Origin of the sequence: Neoroseomonas terrae, assembly GCF_018129025.1 — a bacterium.
In the GTDB taxonomy this organism is placed as follows: domain Bacteria; phylum Pseudomonadota; class Alphaproteobacteria; order Acetobacterales; family Acetobacteraceae; genus Neoroseomonas; species Neoroseomonas terrae.
In genome coordinates this window covers 13,706-38,615 of the sequence record NZ_JAAEDI010000017.1, presented here as the reverse complement: position 1 = coordinate 38,615, position 24,910 = coordinate 13,706, and the positions used below count along the sequence as shown (strand labels likewise).

The 24,910-nt window shown below is 69.4% G+C and carries 20 protein-coding genes; 11 read left to right on the top strand and 9 right to left on the bottom strand.

The window, feature by feature from the left end:
• Positions 1–5: 5 nt before the first annotated feature.
• The 4 genes from GXW78_RS16395 to GXW78_RS16380 form a co-directional block, all read right to left on the bottom strand.
• Positions 6–971 (bottom strand): Bug family tripartite tricarboxylate transporter substrate binding protein, encoded by a 966-nt coding sequence (locus tag GXW78_RS16395; protein WP_211869914.1) that lies wholly within the window; start codon positions 969–971, stop codon positions 6–8.
• An 85-nt stretch (positions 972–1,056) separates the two neighbouring features.
• The gene (locus GXW78_RS16390) at positions 1,057–1,794 is read right to left on the bottom strand and encodes an NYN domain-containing protein (protein WP_211869913.1); all 738 of its coding nucleotides are present in this window, start codon (positions 1,792–1,794) and stop codon (positions 1,057–1,059) included.
• A gap of 16 nt (positions 1,795–1,810) precedes the next feature.
• Positions 1,811–2,740, bottom strand: a complete 930-nt coding sequence (locus tag GXW78_RS16385) for a histone deacetylase family protein (protein ID WP_211869912.1) — start codon at positions 2,738–2,740, stop codon at positions 1,811–1,813.
• Complete coding sequence (locus tag GXW78_RS16380; RefSeq protein WP_211869911.1) at positions 2,737–2,976, bottom strand: sulfurtransferase TusA family protein; 240 nt, start codon at positions 2,974–2,976, stop codon at positions 2,737–2,739. The genes GXW78_RS16385 and GXW78_RS16380 overlap by 4 nt, the downstream gene beginning before the upstream one ends.
• A 163-nt stretch (positions 2,977–3,139) precedes the next feature.
• Here GXW78_RS16380 and GXW78_RS16375 point away from each other — a divergent pair, with 163 nt between their 5' ends.
• Complete coding sequence (locus tag GXW78_RS16375; protein ID WP_211870007.1) at positions 3,140–4,030, top strand: ROK family protein; 891 nt, start codon at positions 3,140–3,142, stop codon at positions 4,028–4,030.
• Positions 4,031–4,341: 311 nt separating this feature from the next.
• Positions 4,342–5,625 (top strand): DNA polymerase IV, encoded by a 1,284-nt coding sequence (locus GXW78_RS16370; RefSeq protein ID WP_211869910.1) that lies wholly within the window; start codon positions 4,342–4,344, stop codon positions 5,623–5,625.
• 152 nt (positions 5,626–5,777) lie between these two features.
• Here GXW78_RS16370 and GXW78_RS16365 read toward each other — a convergent pair whose 3' ends face one another.
• From GXW78_RS16365 to GXW78_RS16355, 3 genes are read right to left on the bottom strand one after another with little or no spacing between them, the layout of a single operon-like run.
• Complete coding sequence (locus GXW78_RS16365; protein WP_211869909.1) at positions 5,778–7,370, bottom strand: GMC family oxidoreductase; 1,593 nt, start codon at positions 7,368–7,370, stop codon at positions 5,778–5,780.
• Positions 7,371–7,403: 33 nt separating this feature from the next.
• Positions 7,404–7,865: an acyl-CoA thioesterase gene (locus GXW78_RS16360; protein ID WP_211869908.1), complete on the bottom strand. Its 462-nt coding sequence runs from the start codon at positions 7,863–7,865 to the stop codon at positions 7,404–7,406.
• A gap of 13 nt (positions 7,866–7,878) precedes the next feature.
• Positions 7,879–8,637 (bottom strand): HpcH/HpaI aldolase family protein, encoded by a 759-nt coding sequence (locus GXW78_RS16355; protein ID WP_211869907.1) that lies wholly within the window; start codon positions 8,635–8,637, stop codon positions 7,879–7,881.
• A 114-nt stretch (positions 8,638–8,751) separates the two neighbouring features.
• Between GXW78_RS16355 and GXW78_RS16350 the strand changes: the two genes are divergently transcribed.
• The 9 genes from GXW78_RS16350 to GXW78_RS16310 all read left to right on the top strand — a co-directional run bounded on the left by GXW78_RS16350 (position 8,752) and on the right by GXW78_RS16310 (position 21,023).
• On the top strand, positions 8,752–9,609 hold the full coding sequence (locus GXW78_RS16350; RefSeq protein WP_211869906.1) for a dimethylarginine dimethylaminohydrolase family protein: 858 nt from the start codon (positions 8,752–8,754) through the stop codon (positions 9,607–9,609).
• A gap of 177 nt (positions 9,610–9,786) precedes the next feature.
• Positions 9,787–11,175 (top strand): FAD-binding oxidoreductase, encoded by a 1,389-nt coding sequence (locus tag GXW78_RS16345; protein ID WP_211869905.1) that lies wholly within the window; start codon positions 9,787–9,789, stop codon positions 11,173–11,175.
• Between the two features lie 5 nt (positions 11,176–11,180).
• Complete coding sequence (locus GXW78_RS16340; RefSeq protein ID WP_211869904.1) at positions 11,181–11,564, top strand: RidA family protein; 384 nt, start codon at positions 11,181–11,183, stop codon at positions 11,562–11,564.
• On the top strand, positions 11,561–12,742 hold the full coding sequence (locus GXW78_RS16335) for an MFS transporter (RefSeq protein ID WP_338147761.1): 1,182 nt from the start codon (positions 11,561–11,563) through the stop codon (positions 12,740–12,742). The genes GXW78_RS16340 and GXW78_RS16335 overlap by 4 nt, the downstream gene beginning before the upstream one ends.
• Positions 12,743–12,801: 59 nt before the next feature.
• Positions 12,802–13,635 carry a universal stress protein gene (locus GXW78_RS16330; protein WP_211869903.1) on the top strand — a complete coding sequence of 278 codons (834 nt, stop codon included), beginning with the start codon at positions 12,802–12,804 and terminating at the stop codon, positions 13,633–13,635.
• A gap of 112 nt (positions 13,636–13,747) precedes the next feature.
• The gene (locus tag GXW78_RS16325; protein ID WP_211869902.1) at positions 13,748–14,917 is read left to right on the top strand and encodes an efflux RND transporter periplasmic adaptor subunit; all 1,170 of its coding nucleotides are present in this window, start codon (positions 13,748–13,750) and stop codon (positions 14,915–14,917) included.
• A gap of 6 nt (positions 14,918–14,923) precedes the next feature.
• A complete protein-coding gene (locus tag GXW78_RS16320) occupies positions 14,924–18,073 on the top strand; it encodes an efflux RND transporter permease subunit (RefSeq protein ID WP_211869901.1) in 3,150 nt (1,049 codons plus the stop codon).
• A gap of 82 nt (positions 18,074–18,155) precedes the next feature.
• Entirely contained in the window at positions 18,156–20,486 is a 2,331-nt protein-coding gene (locus tag GXW78_RS16315) for a xanthine dehydrogenase family protein molybdopterin-binding subunit (protein WP_211869900.1), read from the top strand.
• 93 nt (positions 20,487–20,579) lie between these two features.
• Positions 20,580–21,023: a PPC domain-containing DNA-binding protein gene (locus tag GXW78_RS16310; protein ID WP_211869899.1), complete on the top strand. Its 444-nt coding sequence runs from the start codon at positions 20,580–20,582 to the stop codon at positions 21,021–21,023.
• A gap of 186 nt (positions 21,024–21,209) precedes the next feature.
• Here the strand turns inward: GXW78_RS16310 and GXW78_RS16305 are convergent, their stop codons facing one another.
• Together GXW78_RS16305 and GXW78_RS16300 are read right to left on the bottom strand one after the other, a co-directional pair.
• Positions 21,210–22,832, bottom strand: coding sequence for a hydantoinase B/oxoprolinase family protein (locus tag GXW78_RS16305; protein ID WP_211869898.1), 1,623 nt, complete (start codon positions 22,830–22,832; stop codon positions 21,210–21,212).
• Positions 22,829–24,904, bottom strand: coding sequence for a hydantoinase/oxoprolinase family protein (locus GXW78_RS16300; protein ID WP_211869897.1), 2,076 nt, complete (start codon positions 24,902–24,904; stop codon positions 22,829–22,831). Before GXW78_RS16300 ends, GXW78_RS16305 begins: the two co-directional genes overlap by 4 nt.
• Positions 24,905–24,910: the final 6 nt, after the last annotated feature.

The window sequence follows — 24,910 nt, the reverse complement described above, 5'->3', positions numbered from 1 at the left end:
GCGGGCTATTCCGGCTCGATGCCCGCCATGCGGATGGCGGCGGTCCATTTGGCGGTCTCGGCGCGGACGAAGGCGACGGCGTCGGCCGGGGTGGACCCGCGGATGTCCATGCCGAAAGTGCCGAGCCGGGCGCGCGTTTCGGGCAGTTCGAGCGAGGCGTTGACCGCGCGGTTGAGCCGCGTGACCCGCTCCGCCGGCGTGCCGGCCGGGACGAACAGGGCGAACCAGGCAATCACTTCATAGTCCGGCAGGTTGCCGGCTTCGCGCACCGTCGGGATCTCCGGCACCGCACCCGAGCGTTGGCCAGAGGTGACGCCGAGGATGCGAAGGGCGCCGGCCTGGGCCTGCGGCAGGATGACGGCCTGGTCGGCAATGAACAGGTCCACGCGGCCCGACAGCACGTCCTGCACCGCGAGCGGCGAGGAGCGGTAGGGGACGTGCAGCATCTTGATGCCGGCCATCGCCGCGAGCGATTCGGTCGCGACCCGCTGGGAGGCCGAGGCGGAGGCGAAAGTGATGCCCTCGGGCCGGGCCTTCGCCGCGGCGATCAGCTCGGCCAGCGTCCGGTAGGGGCTGTCGGCCTTCACGGCGACCAGCAGGGGGACCGTCGCGATGGTGGAGACGGGGATGAAGCCGTTCTCCATGTCGAACGGAACACGGCGGAACAGGGCGTTCGCGGCGGCGTTGGTGGAGTTCGTGCCGATCAGGACGGTGTTGCCGTCCGGGGCGGCGCGGGCCACGGCCTCGGCGCCGATCAGGCCATTGGCGCCGGCGCGGTTCTCGACCACCACGGGCTGGCCGAGAGAAGGGCGCATGCCCTCTGCGACGACGCGGGCGACGGTGTCGGTGGCGGAACCGGGCGCGAAGGGGACGATGCCGCGGATGGGTTGGTCGGGCCAAGCCTGTGCGCCGGCGGTAGCGGGCAGGAGGGAGGCCGCCGGCAGGGCGGCGAGCAGGGCGCGACGGTTCATGGGCGTTCCTTCCCGAAGGATGGGGGCGACATAAGGCGCGGCGCCGGCCCCGTCCAGCGTGCTGCTCGCAGCTCCGTGTGTGGGCCTATTGCGCCGCGCGCCGGTCGCGGATGAACAGCGCCTTCGATTGGCCGTCCCCGCGTGCGCGTTCCTCGACCTCGAAGTGGCGCGACAGCGACTTCACCAGGCCGCTGAGCTTGGCGTGGCCCCAGCTTCTGGAATCGAAATCCGGCGACTGCTTGGCGATGATGCTGCCCACGGCCGAGAGCGCCGCCCAGCCTGTGTCGTCCGATGCGGATTCGACGGCGTTGCGGAGCAGGTCGACCGGCACGCGGCTTTGCTCGGGCGCGGCCTTGGCCGCTGCCTTTGCCGCGCGCGGCTGGAGTAGCTCCGTGTAGACGAAACGATCGCAGGCGGCGACGAAGGCCTTGGGCGTCTTCCGTTCCCCGAAGCCGATCACCTGCAGGCCATTCTCGCGAATCCGCCGCGCGAGGCCGGTGAAATCGCTGTCGCTCGACACGATGCAGAACCCGTCGAGTCCGCGCGTATGCAGCAGGTCCATCGCATCGATGATCATCGCGCTGTCGGTCGAGTTCTTGCCCTTGGTGTTGGCGAACTGCTGCATGGGCTGGATGGAATGGTCCAGCAGCACGGTCTTCCATCCGCCGAGCTGCGGCGTGGTCCAGTCACCATAGGCGCGCTTCACGCTCGAGACGCCATACCGCGCGACTTCGGTCAGCAGGGCCTCAATGACCTTCGGATTGGCGTTGTCAGCGTCGATCAGCACGGCGAGGCGGTCGGAACCCGTAGCATCCGACGTCATCGGACAGCCCCCGTCCTCATGCGCGCATCAGCGTTCGGACATGGGTCGCCGCCGACCGGCCCAGGGCCTCGAGGTCATATCCACCTTCCAGCAGCGAGACGATCCGGCCGCCGCAGCAACGGTCGGCCAGGACGCAGAGCGCCTCGGTGACGGCGGCGAAATCCGGCTCCCGCACACGGAGCTGCGCCAGCGGGTCGGCGGCATGGGCGTCGAAGCCGGCGGAGATGACCAACAGCTCCGGCGCGAAGGCCTCCACCGCCGGAATGATCCGGTCGGTCCAGGCGGTACGGAACGCCTCGCCATCCGAACCAGGCGGCAGGGTGACGTTGAGGATGTTGCCGACGCCGTGCTCGTTCACGTCGCCGGTGCCGGGGTAGAGTGGCCATTGGTGGCTGCTGGCGTAGAAGATCGAGCCGTCCGTCTCGACGCAGGCTTGGCTGCCATTGCCGTGATGCACGTCGAAATCCACGATGGCGACCCGCGCGGCGCCGTGCGCGGCCTGCGCGTGCCGCGCCGCGACCACGGCGTTGGAGAACAGGCAGAAGCCCATCGGTCTGGCGGGCTCGCAGTGGTGCCCGGGGGGGCGGGTGGCGCAGAAGGCGCGCAGGACTTCGCCCGTCATCACGGCATCGACCGCGGCGACGGCGGCACCGGCCGCGCGCAGCGCCGCCTCCGCGCTGCCCCAGGACATCACCGTGTCGCCGTCCAGGGCAACGTGTTCGTCCGGTTCCGGCCGGATTGCCAGGATCGCCGAGACATAATTCTCCGGATGCACGCGGCTAAGCTGCTCGGTGGTCGCGAGCGGCGCTTCGCCGCGGATCAGGTCTGTGAATTCTCCGGCGTCGAGCGCCTTCAGCACCGACCGCAGCCGATCCGCGCATTCGGGATGGTGCGGGCCCGGATCGTGGTGCAGGCAGGCCCGGTGGGTCAGGAGGAGCACGCTCACGCGGGCGGGTCCGCCCGCTTGCGGATCACGAAGCGATAAGCGCCGGCTTCCTCCCCGAAGGCGACCAGAGCATGGCCGGTTTCCTTGCAGAAGGCGCGGAAATCGGCGACTGAGGCCGGGTCGGTCGTCAACACGGTCAGCCGCGAGCCGGCGGGCAGGCCGCGCAGCGCCTTGTTGGCCTTGAGGACCGGCAACGGGCAGGTCAGGCCCTTCACGTCGAGCAGCGTTTCACCCATGCGCCGATTGCACCACCCGGCGCGGCGCGGAGCAAGCGCGGCGGTTGGGGTGCCGCGCCGTGCTTCATGGGGTACAGAATGCTCCGGTAAGGACAGGAGCGAGGATGCCGGATTCGATCGCGATGCTGACCGCTGGCCAGCGCCGGAACGAAGCGTGACGGGGATGCGGTTTGGAATCGACTTGGGCGGCACGAAGGCCGAGATCGTCGCGCTCGACCGCGATGGCGCGGTGCGACTGCGCCGCCGGGTTGCCACCCCGACGGGCTATGAGGAGATCGTCCAGGCCATCGCCGGCCTGGTGGGGCAGGCGGAGCAGGAAACGGGGGAGCGCGGCAGCGTCGGCATTGGCATTCCGGGCAGCCTCAGCCCTGCGACCGGCCTTGTGCGCAACGCCAATTCGCAGGCGCTGAACGGCCGTCCGCTGGACCGGGACGTGGCGGCGGCGATCGGCCGCGATGTCCGCGTGACCAACGACGCCAACTGCCTGGCGATGAGCGAGGCAGCCGATGGCGCGGGCGCGGGGTATCGCACCGTCTTCGCGGTCATCGTCGGGACCGGCTGTGGCGGCGGCATCGTCTCCTCCGGCCGATTGCTGGACGGGCCGAACGGCACGGCCGGGGAATGGGGCCATACGCCGCTGCCCTGGATGCGGCCGGCGGAGTTCCCGGGCCCTCGCTGCTGGTGCGGGCGGCATGGCTGCCTGGAGACGTTCCTGTCCGGGCCGGCGCTGGCCGCGGATTGCGACGGGCCGGGCGCGCGCGATGCCGGCCGCATTCCCGCCCGCGCGGCGGCGGGGGATGCGCTGGCTGTCGCCGCGCTGGCGCGGCATGCGGACCGCTTGGCGCGCGCGCTGGGGCTGATCGCCAACATCATCGACCCGGACGTGATCGTGCTGGGCGGCGGGCTGTCGAACATGCCGCACCTATACGCCGACCTACCGGGGCTGATGGCGCCGCATGTGCTGGGGGACGTGGCGCGGACGCCGATCGTGCAGGCGAAGCACGGGGATTCGTCGGGGGTCTTCGGCGCGGCGCGACTATGGGATGCCGGGTGATGCCGCAGGGGTAGGCGCTGACCCTCCCGCGCGCTCGGTCCATCGCTCGGACTCGGTTTCGCGGGGAGCGCTTGCCCCCCGGACCACCCCACCAGGATGCTGGGCGTCCTAGACCGCAATCCGTCGGCACGGGGCGCGAGGGAGAACCACGACCCTGTCCGCGCGTTTGGGACGCACGGGCGGACCCCGGCACTGTTCCCGCCACGGCGCGCGGCACCAAATTGAGGTTTGCAAAGGCCCTTCGGCCTTTGCTGGGGTGGTTTGGAGGGGCAACGCCCCTCCAACACCGACCTGCCCGTTTGAGAACCGCCATGCCCGCCCTCTGCCGTGACTGCTTTCACGCCGCCGAGCCCGTGTTCTCGCGCTGCCCCGTCTGCGCATCGCGGCGCGTCGCCGCGCATCACGAGTTGTTCCGCCTGACCGTCGCGCATGTCGATTGCGATGCCTTCTATGCCAGCGTCGAGAAACGTGACCGGCCAGAACTGCTGACGAAGCCGGTGATCGTGGGTGGGGGTACGCGCGGGGTGGTATCGGCCTGCTGCTACATCGCGCGCACGCGGGGCGTGCGGAGTGCGATGCCGATGTTCAAGGCGCTGGCGGCCTGTCCGGATGCTGTCGTAATCAAGCCGGAAATCGCCAAGTACGTGCGTGAGGGCCGACGCATCCGCGCGATGATGGAGGCGCTGACGCCGCTGGTGCAGCCGATGTCGATCGACGAGGCGGTGCTCGACCTGGCAGGCACGGAGGCGCTGCATGGCGCGCCGCCGGCGGTGGTGCTGGCGCGCTTTGCGCTCGCGGTCGAGCGCGAGGTCGGGGTGACCGTCTCGATCGGCCTCGCGGCGAACAGGCTGATGGCGAAGCTGGCCGCGGAGCGGGACAAGCCGCGAGGCTTCGCGGTGATCGGCGGCCCCGAGGCTGCCGGTTGGCTGGCGCCGCAGCCGGTGTCCGTCCTGCCCGGGGTGGGGCCGGCGGTGACGAAGCGGCTGCAGGCGGCGGGGTTCTCGACGCTCGGGCAGATAGCGGCGCTGGATGTGCGGGAGGCGATGCGGCGCTTCGGGGAGGACGGGCCCGCCCTGGCCGCACGGGCGCGGGGCGAGGATGTGCGCCGTGTGAATCCGGACCGGGAAGCGAAGTCGATCAGCGCCGAGACCACCTTCGAGAGCGACATGACGTCCCGCCAGGCGCTGGAGGCGCCGCTGTGGCGGATGTGCGAGAAGCTGGCCCGGCGGCTGCGGGAAAAGGAACTGGCGGCGAGCGGCGTGACGCTGAAGATGAAGACGGCGGGCTTCGCGACGCGAACGCGCGCGGTGCGACTGCCGCAGCCGACGCGGCTGCCGGACGTGCTGTTCGCCGCCGCGCAGCCGATGCTGGCGAAGGAGACGGACGGGACCGCTTTCCGCCTGATCGGCATCGGTGCGCAGCCGCTGGTGCCGGCGGCCCGGGCCGATCTCGGCGATCTGGCGGACCCCGAGGCGCCGAAGCGCGCGGCGCGCTGGCAGGCGGTGGAAGCGCTGCGCGCGAAGTTCGGCGAGGATGCGGTGCTGCGCGGGCGCGGCTTGCCCCATGCGCGGCCCAAGCCGTCCTCGAAGGGGTAGCGCTCCACGCCCACCCAGCCGCAGAGGTGACGCATCGGCTCGTCGTCGCGCGAGGCCTCGCCGGTCATGGTCCCCGTCGTATCGTCGTGCTGGCGCGGGATGCAGTCAGCGGCTGCTTTCCTGCGAAGACCATGCGCGCGGCGTGACCTGGTTTACGCCGCGGCGTCCTCCCGGATCATCGCCGCCCCCTTCTCCCCGATCATGATGGTCGGGGCGTTGGTGTTGCCGGTTGTCAGCGTGGGCATCACGGACGCGTCGATGACCCGCAGGCCCTGGAAGCCGCGCAGGCGCAGGCGGCTGTCGACCACCGCATCGGGTCCTTCGCCCATGCGGCAGGTGCCGACCGGGTGGTAGATCGTCGTGCCGTATTGGCGGTTGAAGGCGAGAAGCTCGTCGTCCGTGGCGACGCCGGGGCCGGGCAGGATTTCCTGGACGCTGTGCCGGGCGATGGCCGGCTGGGCGAAGATGTCGCGCACCATGCGGATGCCGGCGGCGAGCAGTGCCTGGTCCGATCGTGCCGAGAGGTAGTTGGGCCGGATCGCCGGCTTGTCGAACGGGTCGGCGGAACGCGCCATGACGGTGCCGCGGCTGTCCGGCTTCACCGGGCAGATGGCGCAGGTCATGCCTGGTTCCGTCTCCAGCACGCCGAACTTGCCTGCTGCATAGGAGGCCGGGGTGAACGACAATTGCAGGTCGGGGCTTTCCAGGCCCTCGCGCGAGCGCGCGAAGACCTGCGCCGTCGTGACGCCGAAGGTCAGGGCGCCGTCGCCACGCAGGAAGAAGCGCGCGACCTCCCCGGCGAGACGCAGGCCGCGCGCGAGCTGGTTCGTGCTGACGCTATCCCTCACGCGATGCTGCACGCGGGAGACGTAGTGGTCCTGGAGGTTGGCGCCGACCGCGGGCATGTCGGCCAGCACGCCGATGCTGAGTGACCGCAGGTGCTCCGCCGGCCCGATGCCGGACATCTGGAGGATGTGCGGGGAATTCACCGCGCCGCCGGACAGGATCACCTCCCGCCGCGCCGTGATGCGGCGCGTCTCCCCGCCCTGGCGGTACTCGGCGCCGACGCAGCGGCGTCCGTCGAAGATCAGGCGGGCCACCTGCGCATCGGTTTCGACCTGCACGCGGTTGCCGGCGCCGCGCAGATAGGTCCGCGCCGTCGAACCCCGCCAGCGGCCGATGCGCGTCATCTGGGAATAGCCGACGCCTTCCTGTTCCTGCCCGTTCAGGTCCTGCCGGAACGGATGGCCGGCCTGCTGCGCGGCCTCGATGAAGCGGTGGGTCAGCGGCAGGATGGTGCGGTAGTCCTCGACCTGGAGCGGGCCGTCGGTGCCGCGATAGTCGGGATCGCCGCCGCTGCGATAGGTCTCGGACTGGCGGAAGAAGGGCAGCACCTCGGCATAGGACCAGCCGCGGCAGCCCATCTGCGCCCAGATGTCGAAATCGGCCGGGTTGCCGCGGACATAGAGCATGCCGTTAATGGAGGAGGTGCCGCCGAGCGTGCGGCCGCGCGGCCAGCGGATCTCGCGGTTGTTCACGCCCTCAGCCGGTTCGGCGACGTAGCCCCAGTTCACGAGGTTCTGGTTCTGCAGCAGCTTCAGCATCCCGGCGGGGATGTGGATCCAGGGATGGCGGTCCTTCGGCCCGGCTTCGAGCAGGGTGACGCGCGCACCGGTCTCGGACAGGCGCGCCGCGACGACGCAGCCGGCCGAACCGGCGCCGATGACGAGGTAGTCCGTTTCCATCCCGCGACTTCCGCTGTGGTTGCGGGCAGGGTCCTACGGGGCGGGGCTGAAATCCATCCCCTCGAACGCACCGAGCATGGTGCGGAGCTTGTCCGGAACCGGCACGGGGCGGCGCGTCGCCTGGTCGGTCAGCACCCACACGATCTCGCCCGTGGCGAGCAGCGTATCGGCATCCTTCGGGAAGATGCCGGGCTGGAAGGTGACGGAGCTGCGGCCGATGCGGGTGCAGCGGACGCCGACCTCGATCTCCGCCTTGCGGCCGATCGCCACCTTGTACTCGACAAGGCCGCGGACGACGTGGAAATCGCAACCGGAGGCCTTCACCTCATCCTGGTACTGCCAGCCGGCGGCGCGGATGTAGTCCGACACGGTCTCGTCGTACCAGGTCAGGTAGTGGGCGTTGAAGACGATGCCCTGCGTGTCGAGTTCGACGTAGCGAACCCGATGGGCCATGAAGAAGCGGAAGTCGGCGCGGCTCAGCGGGCGCTTCGCCACGCCGTCCATCCGGTCAGCCCCGCGCGGTCTTCACGGCGGCGGTCGCGGCCTGGCACATCAGCCCGACCTCGTTCGCGATGGTGACGAGCTTGAAGCCCTTCTGGATCATCTTGTTGGCATAGGCCGGGGTGCCGTTGTGCAGGCCGGCGGCGATGCCGCGCTTGCCCGTCTCCTCAAGCAGCATGTCGTAGATCGCGAGGATCTCCGGGTCCTCGACATCGAGCTTCGGCTCCTTGCCGTAGGAGAAGCAGAGGTCCGAGGGGCCGACATAGATGCCGTCGATACCCGGAACATCGAGGATCCCCTTGATGTTCGCGATCGCCTGCTTGGTCTCGATCATCGGGATGACGAGGATCTCGTCATTCGCGGTCTTCTGGTAGCCGCCCGAGGAACCGTAGGCGCCGGCGCGGATCGGCCCGTTGGACCGCGTGCCCTTCGGCGGATACTTGCTGTACTGCACCAGGGCGCGGGCTTCCTCGACGGTGTTCACCATCGGGCAGATGACGCCCATTGCGCCGGCGTCGAGCACCTTGCCCACGATGCCGGGCTCGTTCCACGGCACGCGCACCATCGGCGTCGCGGTGGAGAGCTGGATGCCCTGGAAGCAGGCCACGCAGGACAGGTAGTCCTGGACGCCATGCTGCATGTCGACGGTCACGCTGTCCCAGCCGCATTTGGAATACATCTCGGCAGAGAAGGCGTTCGGGATGGCGAGCCACCCGTTCACCACGGCCTTGCCGGCCTTCCACGCTTCCTTGACCGCATTCGCCATGGCGCCGTTTCCTCTGTTGTTGGCACTGCTATGGCAGGGACGCTAGGACGCGCCCCGGCCAGCGTCAAACGCACCCCCTGGACGGGCAGGCATGCGCCCGGCAGGCTGCGCTGCATGTCCACCTGGGCCGTCAGTTCCGAGACCGGCGCGCTGACCGATGTGCTGGTCTGCCCGCCGGATCACTACCGCTGGATCCCCACCAATTCGATCGTGCGCCGCACGCTCGCCGGGGCGCAGCAGCCATCCGCCATGGCGCTGGCGGCACAGCATCAGGAACTGGTGGCGGCGCTGCGGCAGGGCGGGGCCCGGGTGCATGTGCTGCCGCCGGAAGCGCACCTGCCCTACATGGCCTATACGCGCGATTCCGCGGTGGTGACGCCCTGGGGGCCCGTGCTGACGCAGCTCGAACGCCCCCAGCGGCGGGGCGAGTATGCCGCGGTCATCGACTTCCACGAAGGTGCGTTCTGGCGGAAATCCTCGGCCGGGACGCTGGAGGGTGGGGACATCCACATCATCCGGCCGGGGCTCGCGGTCGTCGGCGCTTCGGGCGGGCGCACCGACCTGGCCGGCGCGGAGCAGTTCGCGGCCTGGCTGCGGGCCGAGGGGTGGGAGGTGCGGGTCGAGAGCTTCGACGAGCATTTCCTGCATCTCGACGTGCTGTTCTGCATGGCGGCGCCAGCGCTGGCGGTGGCCTGCCTGGATGTGCTCGATCCGGACTTCGTCGGCTGGCTCGGCGGGCATGGAATCCGCTGCATCGACGTGGCGTATCGGGACGCCATGCAGCTTGGCTGCAACATCCTGGCGCTGGGCAACGACACGGTCGTCTCGGCCCGAGGATCGGCGCTGCTGAATGCGGCGCTGCGGGCGGAGGGGCTGACGGTGCTCGACCCCGACCTGTCCCTGTTCACTGCCGGCGGGGGTGGGCCGCATTGCCTGACCTGCCCGCTGGGCAGGACCGAGCCATCCGCCTGACCGTCTTGCCAGCGTCCCGGAATCGTCGTTCCTGGCGCATCGGACTGGAGCAGATTCCGATCAGGTGGACTGACCTGATCGCGTGGAGATGCTCGTCCGATCACTTGCCTGGAGCCGCGGCCAGACGCCGACGCGAACGGAGGCGGCTTTAAAGTTCCGCGTGGAAGGAAAGCCAGCATGGAAGCCAGTACCGCCGTTTCGGCCGTGATCGCCGCCGCGCGCGAGATCCTGGGCGACCGCCTCAGCGTGAATGCCAGCGTCCGCGAACAGCATAGCCATGGCGAGGACACCACCACCCCCACCCTGCCGGATGCCGTCGCCTTCGTGGAGACGACCGAGGAAGTCTCGCGCCTGCTCGCCTTGTGCCATCAGCATGGCGTGCCGGTGACGCCCTTCGGCGCGGGCACCTCACTGGAAGGGCATGTGAACCCGGTACGCGGGGGTATCTCGCTCGACCTGTCCACCATGAAGGCGGTGCTCGAGGTGAACGAGGAGGACATGGACTGCCTTATCGAGCCGGGGGTGACGCGGCAGGAGCTGAACACCTTCCTGCGCGACAAGGGGCTGTTCTTCCCGGTCGATCCCGGCAGCCACGCCTCGCTCGGCGGCATGTGCGCCACGCGCGCCTCCGGCACCAATGCGGTGCGCTACGGCACGATGCGGGAGGCGGTGCTGGGCCTCGAGGTCGTGCTCGCCGACGGCCGTGTGATCCAGACCGGCGGGCGCACGCGCAAGGCGTCGAATGGCTACGACCTGACGCGGCTGTTCATCGGCTCGGAAGGCACGCTCGGCGTCATCACCAAGGTGCGGCTGCGGCTGCAGGGCATCCCGGAGGCGACGTCCGCTGCCGTCTGCCAGTTCCAGTCGCTGGCCGCCGCGGTCGAGACGGTCATCACCGTCATGCAGACCGGCATTCCCGTCGCGCGCATCGAATTGCTGGACGACGACCAGATGGCGGCCTGCATCAAGTATTCGAAGCTGGAGGGCTTTGCCCCGATCCCGACGCTGTTCCTGGAGTTCCACGGCACCGAGGCCGGCGTGAAGGAACAGGCCGAGGCGGTCGAGGCCATCGCGACCGAGTTCGGCGCCTCCGGCTTCACCTGGGCGACCGATGCGGAAGCGCGCAGCAGGCTGTGGCAGGCGCGGCACGACGCGTATTGGGCGGCGATCGCGTTGAAGCCGGGCCATCGCGGCATCACCACCGATGTCTGCGTGCCGATCTCGCGCCTCACCGAAGCCGTGCTCGGGGCGAAGAAGAAGTCGGAGGAGAGCGGGTTGACCTCCTGCATCGTCGGCCATGTCGGGGATGGCAACTTCCACTGCCTGATCCTGTTCCCCGAGAACGAGCCGGACGGGCTGGAGCGCGCCTGGGCCCTGGACCGGGCGATCGTGGCGGAGGGGTTGTCGCTCGGCGGCACCTGTTCGGGCGAGCACGGCGTCGGCCTCGGCAAGCGGGAGTTCCTGGAACAGGAGCACGGGCCGGAGGCACTGGCCGTGATGCGCAGCGTGAAGACGGCGTTCGACCCGCGTGGCATCCTGAACCCGGGGAAGATGTTCAGGAACTGACGGCCATGCCCATCATCACGCATGACGCACCTGATGCGCCGCCGACGCTCGGGGGCTATGCCCAGGCGGCGGAGGTTGTCGCACCCGCGCGGCTGCTGTTCGTCTCGGGCCAGGTGCCGCTGCTGGCGGATGGCAGCCGGCCGGAAGGCTTCGCGGCGCAGTGCCGCCAGGCCTGGGCGAATCTCGAGGCGCAGCTGCGCGTCGCCGGGATGGGTCTCGACAATTTGGTGAAGGTGACGACCTTCCTCGCCCAGCGCGAGGACGCTGCGGAGAACCGTGCCATCCGCAATGAGGTCCTGGCCGGGCGGCGTGTCGCCCTGACCGTCATCCTGCCGGCCATCTTCGACGAGGCCTGGCTGATCGAGATCGAGGCAGTGGCGGCGGCGTGAACGCGCTGGGGCTCGCCATCCTGACCCTTGCGCTCGGGCATGTCTTCTCCAATGCGGTGCGGACGCTGCCGGCGATGGCGGCGGATGTGCTGCAGCGGGATCTCGGCCTCACGGCGGATGGGCTGGCCGCGCTGACGGGCGCCTTTCCGGCGGCCTTCGCGCTCGCGATGCTGCCGGTCGGCGTGGCGCTGGACCGCTACGGCGTGAAGCCGACGGCGCTGGCTCTGCTGGCGATCGCCGCGGCGGGTTCGCTGCTCGGCGCGGCGGCGACCGGGCCGTGGTCGATGCTGGCGGCGCAGATCGTGCTCGGCATCGGCTGTTCGGGGATGCTGATGTGCCCCGTGACCTATGCCGCCAAGACCATGCCGCCGCAGCGGTTCGGGCTGTGGGGCGGGATCATCCAGGCCTTCGGCAATACCGGGATGTTGCTCTCCGCAAGTCCGTTGGCGCTGCTGGTGGACCATGCCGGCTGGCGCAGCGGCTATGTCGCCTGCGCCCTGCTCGCGGCCGGTGCCGCGACCGCGGTCGCGTTGGTGGTGAAGGAGATGCGCGCCGCGCCGCAGGCCCCGCGCAGCATGCTGGCGGATGTGCGGGAGGTGCTGGCTCTCAGCCTGTCCCGCGATATCCGCGGACCAGTGGTGATCGCCTTCGCCTCCTTCGCCGCCGTGCTCGGCGTGCGCGGCCTGTGGGGTGGCCCCTGGCTGATGGAGGTGAAGGATTTGGCGCGCGTGCCCGCCGGCAATGTGCTGCTGGCCTGCACCGTGGCGCTGATCATCGGGCCGGCGGTGGCGGGGGTGCTGGAACGGCGCTTCCAGCGGCACCGGAGCGCGATACTGGTGGCCGGGCATCTGGGCGCCGCGGCGGTGATCGGGCTGATCGTGGCGGGCGGGCCGCTCGGCTGGGGGGTGGCGGCGGATGTGGTGCTGCTGGCGGCCTTCGGGCTGCTGATCTCCGCGCAGGTAATCTGCTTCGCGCTGGTGCGGGCGGCGGTGCCGCCGGAACGGGTCGGCCGGGCGTTGTCGGCGATGAACATGTCCTTCTTCGGCGGGGCGGCGGTGCTGCAGGCGCTTTCCGGGCTGGCCGCATCGGCCGGCGGGATCGGCGCGGCGCTGCTCGTCTTCGCCGTGGCGCTCACCATCTGCTCCGTGGCCTTCCTGCGGCTGCCCGGGCCGCGCTGACGCGTCACGTTGGCCTGCATCGTCGCGGCGGCTAGCATGCTGGAGGGGGGCCATACCGCATGATCCGCAGCATCCTGTTGGCGTTGGACGATACGAAGGGCGCCGTCGCGGCGCGCGATCTGGCGATCGGGCTGGCGCGCCGCACCGGCGCGGCACTGACGGCGGCAGCCGTGCTCGACGTGCCGCACGCACGAGACGCGCATGAGGCGGTGCCGCCTGGTGGCGGCGCTTTCAAGGAACGCCGGGACGCCGCGCGCGCCGCCCGCCTGGAGACCGAAGCCGATCTCGCCCTCGCGGCCTGTGTCGGGGCGGCGGGGGAAACGCCGGTCACGCCGCTGCGACTGACCGAGGCACCCGACGCCGCGTTATTGCTGGCCGGTACATCGCATGACCTCATCGTCATCGGTCGCGATTCGACCCTGGGGCTCGAAACAGCTCCGGACGGGCTGGCGCCGGTGATCGGGGCGCTGTTGCAGGACGGGGCGCGACCGTTGCTCGTCGTCCCACCGGCGCCACCGCGGGTCGAGGGCGGCGTGCTGGTCGCCTATGACGGGTCCGTGGGTGCGCAGCGCGCGCTGCAGCTGTTCACGCTGCTCGGCCTGGGCGAGGGCATGGCCGCGCGCGTCGTCTCGGTCGATCCCGCGGAGCCTACGGCGGCCCTCCTGGCGGAACAGGGGGCCGCCTATCTGCGCCGGCACGGCATGGCTGCCGAGGCTGTCGGGGTGGCTGGCTCGCATCCGCTCGACATCCTCCTGGCCGAGGCGGCAGCGATGCCGGCACGGCTGCTGGTCATGGGCGCCTATGATCATTCAGGGTTGCGCCTGCTGTTCACGGGCTCCGCCACCGAAAAGCTGCTGCTCGGCGCATCCTGTCCGGTCTTCGTCGCGCACTGATGCGGCAGAGGGCCCTTCCGGCGTACTGAAGGCGGGCCATCGCCCGTCGCGTTCCTGCTTGACGCGCCGCACCGTGAACCGCCATGTCGGAGCGCCTCGAGTGGATGCCGTCATGAATCGACTTTTCGCCGGTGCCGTCGCGCTGATCCTGCTCGCCGGCGCCCAGCCTGCCGCCGCGCAGTTCGGCCCGCAGGGGCCGCCTGCTGTCGGCGTGATGACGGCCGAGCGGAAGCCGATCACGGAAACGTCGGAATTCGTCGGGCGGGTCGAGGCGACGGACCGCGTCAACATTCGTGCCCGCGTCACGGGCTTCATCCAGGAACGGCTGTTCCGCGAGGGCGGCGACGTGACCCAGGGCGAGGTGCTGTACCGCCTTGAACGGGCACCCTTCGAGGCGCAGCTCGAGCAGGCGCAGGCAAGCCTGGCCTCGGCCCAGGCGCAGCTGGAGAATGCGAGGGTGGCGCTGACTCGCGCGCGGGACCTGCGGCAGACCGGCGCGGGCACGCAGGTCGCGCTGGACAACGCTCAGGCGCAGGAACGAACCTCGTCTGCACAGGTGCTTTCGGCCCAGGCAGCGGTGCGGGTGGCAGAGATCAATCTCGGCTACACCGAGATCAATGCGCCGATCGCCGGACAGATCGGGCGCACCAACCTGACCATCGGCAATGTGGTGGGCCCGGATGCCGGCACGCTGGCGACCATCGTCAGCCAGGACCCGATGCGGGTCGCCTTCACGGTCAGCCAACGCACGGCGCTTGACCTGCGCAACCGCTTCGAGGGCCGTGGCGGGCCCGATGCGGTGCGGGTGCGCATCCGCACGACGGACGGGCGGATGTACCAGGAAACCGGCCGCGTCGACTTCGTGGACAACCAGATCGACCGCAACACCGACACCATCCTGGTGCGGGCGCTCATCCCGAACCCGATACGCCGGCAATCGGACAGCAACGTGCCCGTCACGCCGCGCGAACTGGTCGATGGCCAGTTCGTCACCGTGTTCCTGGAAGGTGCGGAACCGGTACTGACCATCACCCTGCCGCGCGCGGCCGTGCTTCAGGACCAACAGGGCTCCTACGTCTTCGTCGTGGGTGCGGAGAACAAGGCGGAGAGGCGCAACGTCACCCTCGGCCGGTCCTCCGGCCAGACGGCCGTGATCGAATCCGGCCTGCAGGGCGGCGAGACGGTGATCGTCGAGGGTATCCAGCGCGTACGCCCCGGCCAGCCGGTGAACCCGGCACCTGCCGGGGCGCCGCCCGGGCCGCAAGCGCCGGCGCGGGGCTGAGCGGTCGTGTTCTCGGCCGTTTTCGTCGATCGCCCTCGCTTCGCGATCGTGATCGCCATCGTCACGGCACTCGCCGGGGCGCTGGCGATGACGCGCATCCCTGTCTCCCAGCTGCCGGACATCGTGCCGCCGCAGGTGTCGGTGGTGACGCGCTTCCCTGGCGCCTCCGCGACCGTCATCGAACAGACCGTCGCGCAGGTGATCGAGGCCTCCGTCAACGGCGTGGACCGCATGATCTACATGCGGTCGAACAGCGCCAATGACGGGTCCTACAGCCTCAACGTCTCCTTCCAACTCGGCACGGATCCGGACCTCGCCACCGTCAACGTCAACAACCGCGTCCAGGCGGCGCTCGCCCGATTGCCGCAGGAGGTGCAGCGGCAGGGCGTGACGGTGCGCAAGCAGTCCTCCGCCGTGCTGCAGTTCATCTTCCTGTATGCCGAAAGCGGCGACCACACGCCGCTGTTCCTGTCGAACTACGCCACCATCAACATCGTCGACCGGCTGGCACGCGTGCCGGGCATCGGCCAGGTCAGCCTGTTCGGTGCCATGGATTACTCCATGCGCATCTGGTTCGAGGTTGACCGGCTGATCAGCCTGAACCTCACGCCGTCCGACGTGGTGGCGGCGATCCAGGCGCAGAACGTGCAGGCGCCGGTCGGGCGGCTCGGCGGACGGCCGATGCCGGACGACCAGCAGTTCCAGATCAACCTGGAGACCCAGGGCCGGCTTTCCACGCCCGAACAGTTCGGCGACATCCTGATCCGCGCCAATCCGGACGGGTCGGTGCTGCGGGTGCGGGACGTCGCGCGCGTCGAGCTCGGCGCCGCCAGCATGGACACCGAAAGCCGCTTCGACGGCCGGCCGGCGGTGACCTTCGGCGTGTATCTCCAGCCCGGCGCCAATGCGGTGACGGCCGCGGAGAATGTCCGCCGCACCATGGACGACATGCGGACCCGCTATCCCGCGGGCGTCAACCACCGCATCTTCTTCGACACCTCGGACTTCGTGAACGACACGATCCGCGAGGTGATCAAGACGCTGGTCGAGGCCTTCATCCTCGTCGTCATCGTGGTGTTCCTGTTCCTGGGGAACATGCGGGCGACGATCATCCCCACCATCGCCGTGCCGGTCAGCCTGATCGGCACCTTCATCATCCTGCTGGCCCTCGGCTATTCGGCGAACACCATCTCCCTGCTGGCGATGGTGCTGGCCATCGGCATCGTGGTGGATGACGCGATCGTCGTCGTCGAGAATGTCGAGCGGGTGATGGAGGAGGAGCCGAACCTCACCCCCGCCGAGGCCACCAAGAAGGCCATGGCGCAGATCACCGCGCCGATCATCGCCATCACGCTGGTCCTGCTGTCGGTCTTCGTACCGATCGGCTTCATCCCCGGCCTGTCGGGCGAGCTGTTTCGCCAGTTCGCGGTGACGATCAGCGCCGCGATGGTGATCAGCGCGATCAACGCGCTGACCCTGTCCCCAGCGCTGTGCGCCGTGTTCCTGCGCCCACACGCCCATGCAGGCGGGCGGCGGCCGGGGCTGATGGGGCGCTGGCTGCGCGGCATCGACTGGGTGCGCGACCGCTATGCCGGCGCGGTGTCGCGGCTGGTGCGGGTGTCGCTGCTCTCGCTGGTGCTGACCGCCGGCTTCTTCTTCGGCATCTGGCAGATGTCCAAGATCACCCCCTCGGGCTTCCTGCCGCAGGAGGACCAGGGCGCCTTCTTCGTGCAGGTGCAGCTGCCGCAGGGCGCCTCCGTCTCCCGCACGCGGGAGGCGGTGGTGCAGGTCGAGGAGATCCTGAAGAACATCCCGTCGGTGCAGGGGACGCTTGCCATCGTCGGCTTCTCGCTGATCGACGGCGGGGCGCAGTCGAATTCCGCCTTCCTCGTTGCGCGGCTGAAGCCCTTTGCCGACCGGACGACGGCGGCGATGTCGGTGAATGCGGCGATCGGGCAGGTCTTCGGCGCGGGGCAGGCGGTCCGGACCGCCAATGTCTTCGCCTTCAACCTGCCGCCGATCATCGGCCTCGGAACCGGCGGTGGCTTCGAATACATCCTGCAGGATTATGAGGGGCGGCCGCCGGCGGAACTCGGCGCCGTGATGCTGTCCCTGATCGTCGCGGCGAACCAGAATCCCGATTTGACGGCGGTGTTCTCGACCTTCAACGCGACCAACCCGACGCTGTATCTCGACCTTGACCGGGAGAAGGCGCAGGCGCTGGGGCTGCGCATCTCGGACGTGTTCACGGCGCTGCAGGCGACGCTCGGCGGCTTCTACGTCAACGATTTCAACCTGTTCGGCCGCACCTGGCAGGTCAATCTGCAGGCCGAGGCGTCCGACCGGCGGGATATCGACAACATCTGGCGCATCCATGTCCGCAACAGCCGCGGGGAGATGGTGCCGCTGCGGGCGGTCGCCGATGTGCAGACGCGGATCGGGCCGCAGACCATTTTCCGCTACAACAACTACCGCGCCATCTCGATCAGCGGCGCGCCGCGGGCCGGCGTGTCATCGGGCGATTCACTGGCCGCGATGGAGTCGCTGTCCGCCCGCATCCTGCCGCCGGGCTATGGCTATGAATGGACCGGCACGGCGTATCAGGAGAAGCTGGCGGCGGGGCAGACGGTCTACATCCTCGCGCTGGCGGTGATGTTCGCCTATCTGTTCCTGGTCGCGCTGTACGAATCCTGGGTCATCCCGATCCCGGTGCTGCTGTCGGTGGCGGTCGGCGTGCTCGCGGCCTTCGGGGCGCTGTTCGTGGCGAGCATGCCGCTCGACATCTATGCCCAGATCGGCCTGGTGGTGCTGATCGCGCTGGCGGCGAAGAACGGCATCCTGATCGTCGAATTCGCGAAGGAGCAGCGGGAGGCCGGGCTTTCCATCCGGGAGGCGGCGATCATGGGCGCGCGGCTGCGGTTCCGCGCGGTGATGATGACGTCCATCGCCTTCGTGCTGGGGCTGGTGCCGCTGGTCTTCGCGACCGGCGCCGCCATGCTGTCCCGCCGGGCGGTGGGCACGGCGGTGTTCGGCGGCATGATAGGCGCCGCGGTGATCGGCATCTTCGTCATCCCGATGCTCTACGTGGTGTTCCAGTCGATGCGGGAGGCGACGAAGCGGCGGTTTGGCCGCAAGGAGCCGGCCGCGGGGCACTGAGCGGGGGGTGCCGGCGACGGCGCCCCTTCCCATTTGGCCGCCGCATCGCAGATGATGGGTGCAGCCAAGGGAGAAACCGCGCATGGCGAAGTTCGGCCTGAGCCAATCCATCCGTCGCGTCGAGGATCCGCGCCTGCTGAAGGGCGCCGGCCGCTACACGGATGACGTCGCGGTGCCCGGGCAGGCGCAGGGCTATGTCCTGCGCAGCCCGCATGCCCATGCGAAGATCACCGGTATCGACACGTCGGCAGCCAAGGCCATGCCAGGCGTGCTCGGTGTCTGGACGGGGGCGGACCTCGCCGCCGTCGGGGTGGGGCACCTGCCCTGCCTGGCGCCGGTGAAGTCGGTGGATGGCACCCCGACCTCCGACACGCCGCACCCGGTGCTGGCCGAGGGCGTCGTGCGCTATGTCGGCGATCCGGTCGCCTTCATCGCGGCTGAGACGATCACCCAGGCGCGCGACGCCGCCGAGGCGATCATGGTCGATTACGACCTGCTGCCGGCGGCGACCGATCTCGCCACCGCGACCGAGCCCGGACAGCCGCAGCTCTGGGGGAGCGCGCCGAACAACACCTGCTTCGACTGGCATGTGGGCGACGCGGCCAAGGTGGACGCGCTGATCAAGGGCGCGGCGCATGTGGCGCGGCTGCGCGTGGTGAACAACCGCGTCATCGTCGCCTCGATGGAGGCGCGGGCCTCGCTCGCCGAGTACGATGCGGCGCGCAACCACTGGACCATCACGACCAACACCCAGGGGTCCTGGCTGGTGCGCGACGTGCTGGCCAAGAACATCTTCAAGCTCGAGCGTGACAATTTCCGCGTCATCACCCCCGATGTCGGCGGTGGCTTCGGGATGAAGATCTTCATCTATCCCGAGCATGTCCTGACCGCCTTCGCGGCCCGCGAGATCAACCGCGCGGTGAAGTGGACGTCCGAGCGCACTGAGGCCTTCCAGTCCGACACCCATGGGCGCGACAACATCACCGTCGGCGAGCTCGCGCTCGACAAGGATGGGAAGTTCCTTGCCCTGCGCACGAAAAACTGGGCGGGGATGGGGGCCTATCTCAACACCTTCGCGCCCTTCATTCCGACCGGGGCCGGGACCAAGGTGCTGGCCTCGGTCTATGGCTTTCAGGCGATTCATGCGCAGGTCATCGGCGTGATGACCAACACCGTGCCGGTCGATGCATATCGCGGCGCCGGGCGGCCGGAAAGCAACTACCTGGTCGAACGGCTGATCGACACCGCGGCGCGCGAGATGGGCATCGACCGTGTCGAGATCCGCCGGCGCAACATGGTGCCGTCCGCGGCCATGCCCTACGTCTCCGCGATGGGGCAGCGCTACGATTCCGGCGAGTTCGCGCAGCTCATGTCCTCCGCCCTGACGAAGATCGACTGGGCGGGCTTCCCGGCGCGCAAGGCGGGGGCGGCGAAGAGCGGAAAGAAGCGGGGCATCGGCCTTGCGTATTATCTGGAAGCCACTGGCGGCGCGCCGACCGAGAACGCCGCGGTGAAGTTCACCGATGACGGTTTCGCCGATGTTTATGTCGGCACCCAGTCGACCGGCCAGGGCCATGAGACGGCCTATGCCATGATGACGAGCTTCGAACTCGGCATTCCTATCGAGAAGATCCGCGTGAAGCAGGGGGACTCCGATACTCTGCCCGATGGCGGCGGCACCGGTGGCGCGCGCAGCCTGTATTCCGAAGGTCAGGCGATCCTGGTGACGACCGCGAGCGTCGTCGAGAAGGGTAAGAAGGCCGCCTCCGAGCATCTGGAAGCCTCGGTCGCCGACATCGAGTTCGCCCCGCGCGATGGAGGCTTCACGGTCGTCGGCACGGACCGGTCGGTCGGCATTCTTGACCTGGCCGCCGCGCAGCGGAAGAAGGTGGCGGCGGGGATCGAGGCGACGCTCCTCGATGCGCAGGAAACCGCCGAAATCAAGTCCCACACCTTCCCCAATGGCTGCCACGCCGCCGAGGTGGAAGTGGACCCGGAGACGGGGATCGTCAGCGTGCTGCGCTACATCGTCGTGGACGATGTCGGCCACGCGCTGAACCCGCTGATCGTGCGGGGGCAGGTGCATGGCGGGGTGACCCAGGGCATCGGCCAGGCGCTGCACGAGCGCACCGCCTATGACGGGGAAAGCGGGCAGCTGCTCTCGGCTTCCTTCATGGATTACGCGCTGCCGCGGGCCGAGGACCTGCCGGACATCGACGTCGACCTGATCGAAGTGCCGTGCGAGACGAATCCGCTCGGCGTGAAGGGTGCGGGCGAGGCGGGCGCGGTGGGCTCACCCCCGGCGGTGATGAACGCGCTGGTCGATGCGCTTTCCGATGCCGGCGTGCGGAGCATCGACATGCCGGCGACGCCGGAGGCCGTTTGGAAGGCGCTGGCCAAAGTCGCCGCGTGACGTGATCGGGCAGGGGAGACGCCGCGCTCCCCTGCCTGGATGAAACCCTACGGCGCGCGGCCGGTTCCTCTGGATGCAACCAGGAGACGCGCCATGCGCAGCAGCATCCTTTCGGCTGATGGTGGTCGCCGCACCCATGTCGTCATCCTTGATGAGGGCGAGGATGCCGTCGCCGCTCTCGGTAGCTTCGCCAAGGAGCATCGGATCACCGCCGCGCAGCTCACGGCGATCGGGGCGTTCAGCGCCACCGAGGTCGCTTTCTGGGACACTGGAGCCAAGCAGTACCGCTCGGGCCGTGTCGATCGGCAGGCCGAAGTGCTGAGTCTGGTGGGTGATATCGTGCTGGACGAGCACGGTGAGCCCGCCTGCCATATCCATGTCGTGCTCGGCCTCGAGGATTTCAGCGTGCGCGGCGGCCATTTGAAGTCGGCGACCGTCCGTCCGACGCTCGAGGTGATCGTGAATGAAAGCCCCGCGCATCTGCAGCGGCGCTTCGACCCGAAACTGGGCCTGGCGGTGATCGTGCCGCAGGCATAGCCATCGCGTCGCTCAGGGACGGGCATTGAACGTCCCGGATCGAGGTCAGTTGCCGGCGCTACGACGCTTTGTCAGGTCGCGCGGCTTCCTCAGCGCCGAGGCGGCGGATCGTGTCGAACCGCGGCCTCGGCCCGTGGCATAGCATCCTGCACCGGCTGCCGGTGGCGCCGGCGCTGGGACGCCTATTCAGCCTCGCGTCGGCGCGGCCGAGACATAGCCGGCAGCACGATCCTGCGCCGCCGCCGTCACCGCCCGCTGGCCCGGGTCGCCATGGCCGCCACCGCCGGGCGTGGCCATCGAGACGGTGTCGCCGGCCTTCAGCACGTATTGCCGCTTCGGGTCGACCTTCTCGCCGTTGATCTTCAGCACACCCGGTGCGCCGTCCTGCCCGCCCTCGATCCCGAAGGCCGGAAAGATGGTGCGTTCGGCCAGGAAGGAAACTGCGATGGGCGTGGGGGACCGGCTCTCCAGCAGGATCTCCTGTCCCAGCCCGCCGCGATGGCGGCCGGGCCCGCCGCTATCCGGCCGCAGCCGCTTGTGGCGGATGCGGAGCGGGGCGATGTGCTCGCTGATCTCGACGGCGGTGGAGGAAACGTTGGACGGCCAGGACAGGCAGGAAATGCCGTCCCCATGCACGTTGCCGCCCATGCCGCCGTTGAAGAAGAACATGTTGGCGTAGGGCTTGCCGGATGCGTTCACGCCGGACTGGTTCATGCCCCACATGGGGGACCCGCAGGCGGCCATCACCCGGTCGGGCACGATCTGCCCCAGGCAGCCGAAGACCAGCATCGGCAGGTAGTGACCGATCAGCATGCGCGACCCGCCGGGCGAGGGAAATTGCGGGTTCACGATGCAGCCGGGCGGCGCGACGATCGAGATCGGCCGCCAGGCGCCCTCATTGTTCGGCAGCGTGGGGCTGGTGCAGACCTTCACCCCGTACACCACCATCGCATAGGTGTAGCAGAGCGCGCAGTTGATCGCGCGGTCCACCTGCGCGTCGGTGCCCGTGAAGTCGGCCGTGACGGTGTCGCCCTTGATCGTCAGTGCCAGCTTGATGGTGATCGGCGTGTCGAGCAGGCCGTCGGTCTTGAGCTCGCTGCGATAGGTGCCGTCCGGTAGGGCCGCGATGGCGCCGCGCATCGCCGTTTCGCAGCGCCGATGGATCTCGGCGGCAAGATCCGTGAGGTCGGCGAGCTGCGCCTGCTCCATCAGCACATGCAGGCGTTCCTCCATGAGGTCGAGCGCGACGACCTGGGCCCAGAGATCGCCCATCGTCTGCTCGGGCGTGCGGACGTTTTGCCGGATCATGGCGACCAGCGTGTCGTCGGTCACGCCGGCGCGCATCAGCTTCAGCGGCGGGATCTGCAGGCCTTCCTCGAAGACCTCGCGCGGTTCGGGGCTGCGGATCTTGCCGCCGATGTCGGGCGCATGCGCCGTGCTCGCGCTGAACGCCACCACGCGCCCGTCGCGAAAGATCGGCTTGGCCACGGTGATATCCGGCAGATGGCCGGTGCCGAGCCAGAGGTCGTTGGTGATCAGCACGTCGCCGGGCTGCAGCGTCTCGATGGGGAAGAAGCGGATGAAGTGCTTCACCGTCTCCGGCAGCGTGCCGATGAAGGACGGGATGCTCTCCGTCGCCTGCACCAGGGACTGCCCGTCGGCGTCGGTGACGACGCAGGAGAAGTCGTAGGATTCACGCACCAGCGTCGAGAAGGAGGTACGCACGAGCGCCGCCGCGGCTTCGTCGACCAGCGAGATCAGGCGGCGCCAGAGAAGTTCGAGTTCGACCGCGTCGAAGGTCCGGGTCATGCGATGCGCTCCGCGAGGATGGCGCCGTCCGGCAGCACTTCGATGCGCGCGCCGGGGCCGACGATGAAGGTGCTCTCGTTCTCCTCGAAGACCGCGGGGCCTTCGAGCTGCGTGCCGGTGGGAATCGCGTAGCGGTCATAGACCGGCGTCGAGACGGCGCCCCCGGCATCCGGGAAGTGTACCGCGCGATGGCCCTTCAGGGCGCTTGAGCCGCCACCGAGGCCATCGAGACGCAGCGTTCCGCCCGCGCCGGGCATCGGTGCGGAGACGGCCAGGCGCAGCGCGACGAACTGCGCGTTCGCGCCGGGCGGCGTGCGGCCGAACAGCGTACGGTAGGCGGCCTCGAAGGCCGCCAGCACCGATTCCAAGGTCAAGGCTTCCGGCAGTGCGACGGTGATCTCCGACCCCTGGCCGACATAGCGCATGTCGGCGAGCCGGCGGACCTCGCGCCGCGACAGGTCGGCGCCAGTCGCGCCCACCACGGCGAGCGCATCGGATTCGAGCGTGGCGAACAGGCGCGTCGCCTCCGTCCAATCCGCGCCGGCGAGCGGCGTATTGAACGACGCGACCCGATCGATGCGCGCCGGAGCCATCAGCATGCCGATGGTGCTGCCCGCACCCGCACCCGGCGGACAGACCACGCGGTTCACGCCGAGCTTGCGCCCGACATGCCAGGCATGGACCGGCGCGGCGCCGCCGGTCGCGAGCAGCGCGTAGTCCTGCGGGACGCGGCCGCGTTCGGCGATGGCGACGCGGGCCGCGCCGGCCATGTTCTCGTTGACCACGTCATGGATGCCGAAGGCGCCGCGCGCGGCATCCAGGCCGAGCGTGCCGGCGAGCCCGCCGAGCGCCTCCCCGGCCTTGCCGGCATCGATGGTCATGGTGCCGCCGAGGAAGAAGTCGGCGTTCAGATAGCCGAGGGCGAGATCGCTGTCGGTCACCGTGGGTTCCGTGCCCCCGCGGCCGTAGCAGACCGGGCCTGGCTGCGCGCCCGCGCTTTCCGGCCCGACATGCAGCGTGCCGAGTTCGCTGCGCCGGGCGATGGAACCGCCACCGGCACCGATCTCGATCAGCTCGACCGTCGCGATCTGGATGGGCAGGCCGGAGCCGCGCAGGAAGCGCTTGGTCCGCGCCGCCTCGAAGCCCCAGGCGACGAGCGGATCGCCATCGTCTACCAAGGCCAGCTTCGCCGTGGTCCCGCCCATGTCGAAGGCCAGCACGCGATCCAGCCCCGCATGCCGGCCGAACCAGGCACCCGCCAGCGCGCCGGCCGCCGGGCCGCTTTCCAGAAGCTGCACCGGCGCACGCTTGGCTTCCGCCACGTGCGTCAGCCCGCCATTCGACAGCATCAGGAACAGGCCGCCCGGAATGCCCGCACCCTTCAGCGCCGCTTCCAGCGTGTCGAGATAGGTCTCCGCGATCGGCCGCACATAGGCGTTGGCGCACGTCGTCACCATGCGCGGATACTCACGGATCTCGGGCGACAATTCCGAGGACAGCGAGAGCGACAACGACGGGAAGCGCTTCGCGACCGCCTCCGCGGCCATCCGCTCATGCGCGGGGTTAGCGTAGGCGTGCAGGAAACAGATGGCGAGGCTCGTCACGCCTTCCGCCACCAGTGCTTCGACCTCACGCAGCGCAGCATCGACGTCGAGCGGACGTTCCACGCTGCCATCGGGGCCGAGCCGTTCCAGCGCCGCCCGTCGCCAAGGCCGCGGCACCAGCGGTGCCGGCATTTCCAGGAACAGGTCGTACAGCTCATATTTCCGCTCGCGCGCGATTTCCAGCACGTCGGTGAAGCCATCCGTCGTGAGCAACCCCGTCGCCGCGCCTTTCCGTTCGATGAGCGCGTTGGTGAAGAGCGTGGTGGCGTGCACGACGCGGCCGATCGAGGACGGCGCGATGCCGCCCTTCTCCAGCAGCCGGTTCAAGCCGGTGATAGCCCCGCGCGAGGGGTCGTCCGGTGTCGTGCTCTCCTTCCAGATCACCGCCCGGCCATCCTCGGGGTCGAGGATGACCAAGTCGGTGAAGGTACCGCCAATGTCGATGCCAAGCGAAAGCGACGCAGCCATGGTGTT

What these genes read in the sequence shown, in the direction of transcription:
- GXW78_RS16330 (WP_211869903.1), top strand. Translation starts at nt 12,802, where the DNA reads ATGATCCGCAGCATCCTGTTGGCGTTGGACGATACGAAGGGCGCCGTC.
- GXW78_RS16340 (WP_211869904.1), top strand. Translation starts at nt 11,181, where the DNA reads ATGCCCATCATCACGCATGACGCACCTGATGCGCCGCCGACGCTCGGG.
- GXW78_RS16380 (WP_211869911.1), bottom strand. Translation starts at nt 2,976, where the DNA reads ATGGGTGAAACGCTGCTCGACGTGAAGGGCCTGACCTGCCCGTTGCCG.
- GXW78_RS16325 (WP_211869902.1), top strand. Translation starts at nt 13,748, where the DNA reads ATGAATCGACTTTTCGCCGGTGCCGTCGCGCTGATCCTGCTCGCCGGC.
- GXW78_RS16395 (WP_211869914.1), bottom strand. Translation starts at nt 971, where the DNA reads ATGAACCGTCGCGCCCTGCTCGCCGCCCTGCCGGCGGCCTCCCTCCTG.
- GXW78_RS16375 (WP_211870007.1), top strand. Translation starts at nt 3,140, where the DNA reads ATGCGGTTTGGAATCGACTTGGGCGGCACGAAGGCCGAGATCGTCGCG.
- GXW78_RS16315 (WP_211869900.1), top strand. Translation starts at nt 18,156, where the DNA reads ATGGCGAAGTTCGGCCTGAGCCAATCCATCCGTCGCGTCGAGGATCCG.
- GXW78_RS16355 (WP_211869907.1), bottom strand. Translation starts at nt 8,637, where the DNA reads ATGGCGAATGCGGTCAAGGAAGCGTGGAAGGCCGGCAAGGCCGTGGTG.
- GXW78_RS16350 (WP_211869906.1), top strand. Translation starts at nt 8,752, where the DNA reads ATGTCCACCTGGGCCGTCAGTTCCGAGACCGGCGCGCTGACCGATGTG.
- GXW78_RS16300 (WP_211869897.1), bottom strand. Translation starts at nt 24,904, where the DNA reads ATGGCTGCGTCGCTTTCGCTTGGCATCGACATTGGCGGTACCTTCACC.
- GXW78_RS16390 (WP_211869913.1), bottom strand. Translation starts at nt 1,794, where the DNA reads ATGACGTCGGATGCTACGGGTTCCGACCGCCTCGCCGTGCTGATCGAC.
- GXW78_RS16345 (WP_211869905.1), top strand. Translation starts at nt 9,787, where the DNA reads ATGGAAGCCAGTACCGCCGTTTCGGCCGTGATCGCCGCCGCGCGCGAG.
- GXW78_RS16365 (WP_211869909.1), bottom strand. Translation starts at nt 7,370, where the DNA reads ATGGAAACGGACTACCTCGTCATCGGCGCCGGTTCGGCCGGCTGCGTC.
- GXW78_RS16310 (WP_211869899.1), top strand. Translation starts at nt 20,580, where the DNA reads ATGCGCAGCAGCATCCTTTCGGCTGATGGTGGTCGCCGCACCCATGTC.
- GXW78_RS16370 (WP_211869910.1), top strand. Translation starts at nt 4,342, where the DNA reads ATGCCCGCCCTCTGCCGTGACTGCTTTCACGCCGCCGAGCCCGTGTTC.
- GXW78_RS16305 (WP_211869898.1), bottom strand. Translation starts at nt 22,832, where the DNA reads ATGACCCGGACCTTCGACGCGGTCGAACTCGAACTTCTCTGGCGCCGC.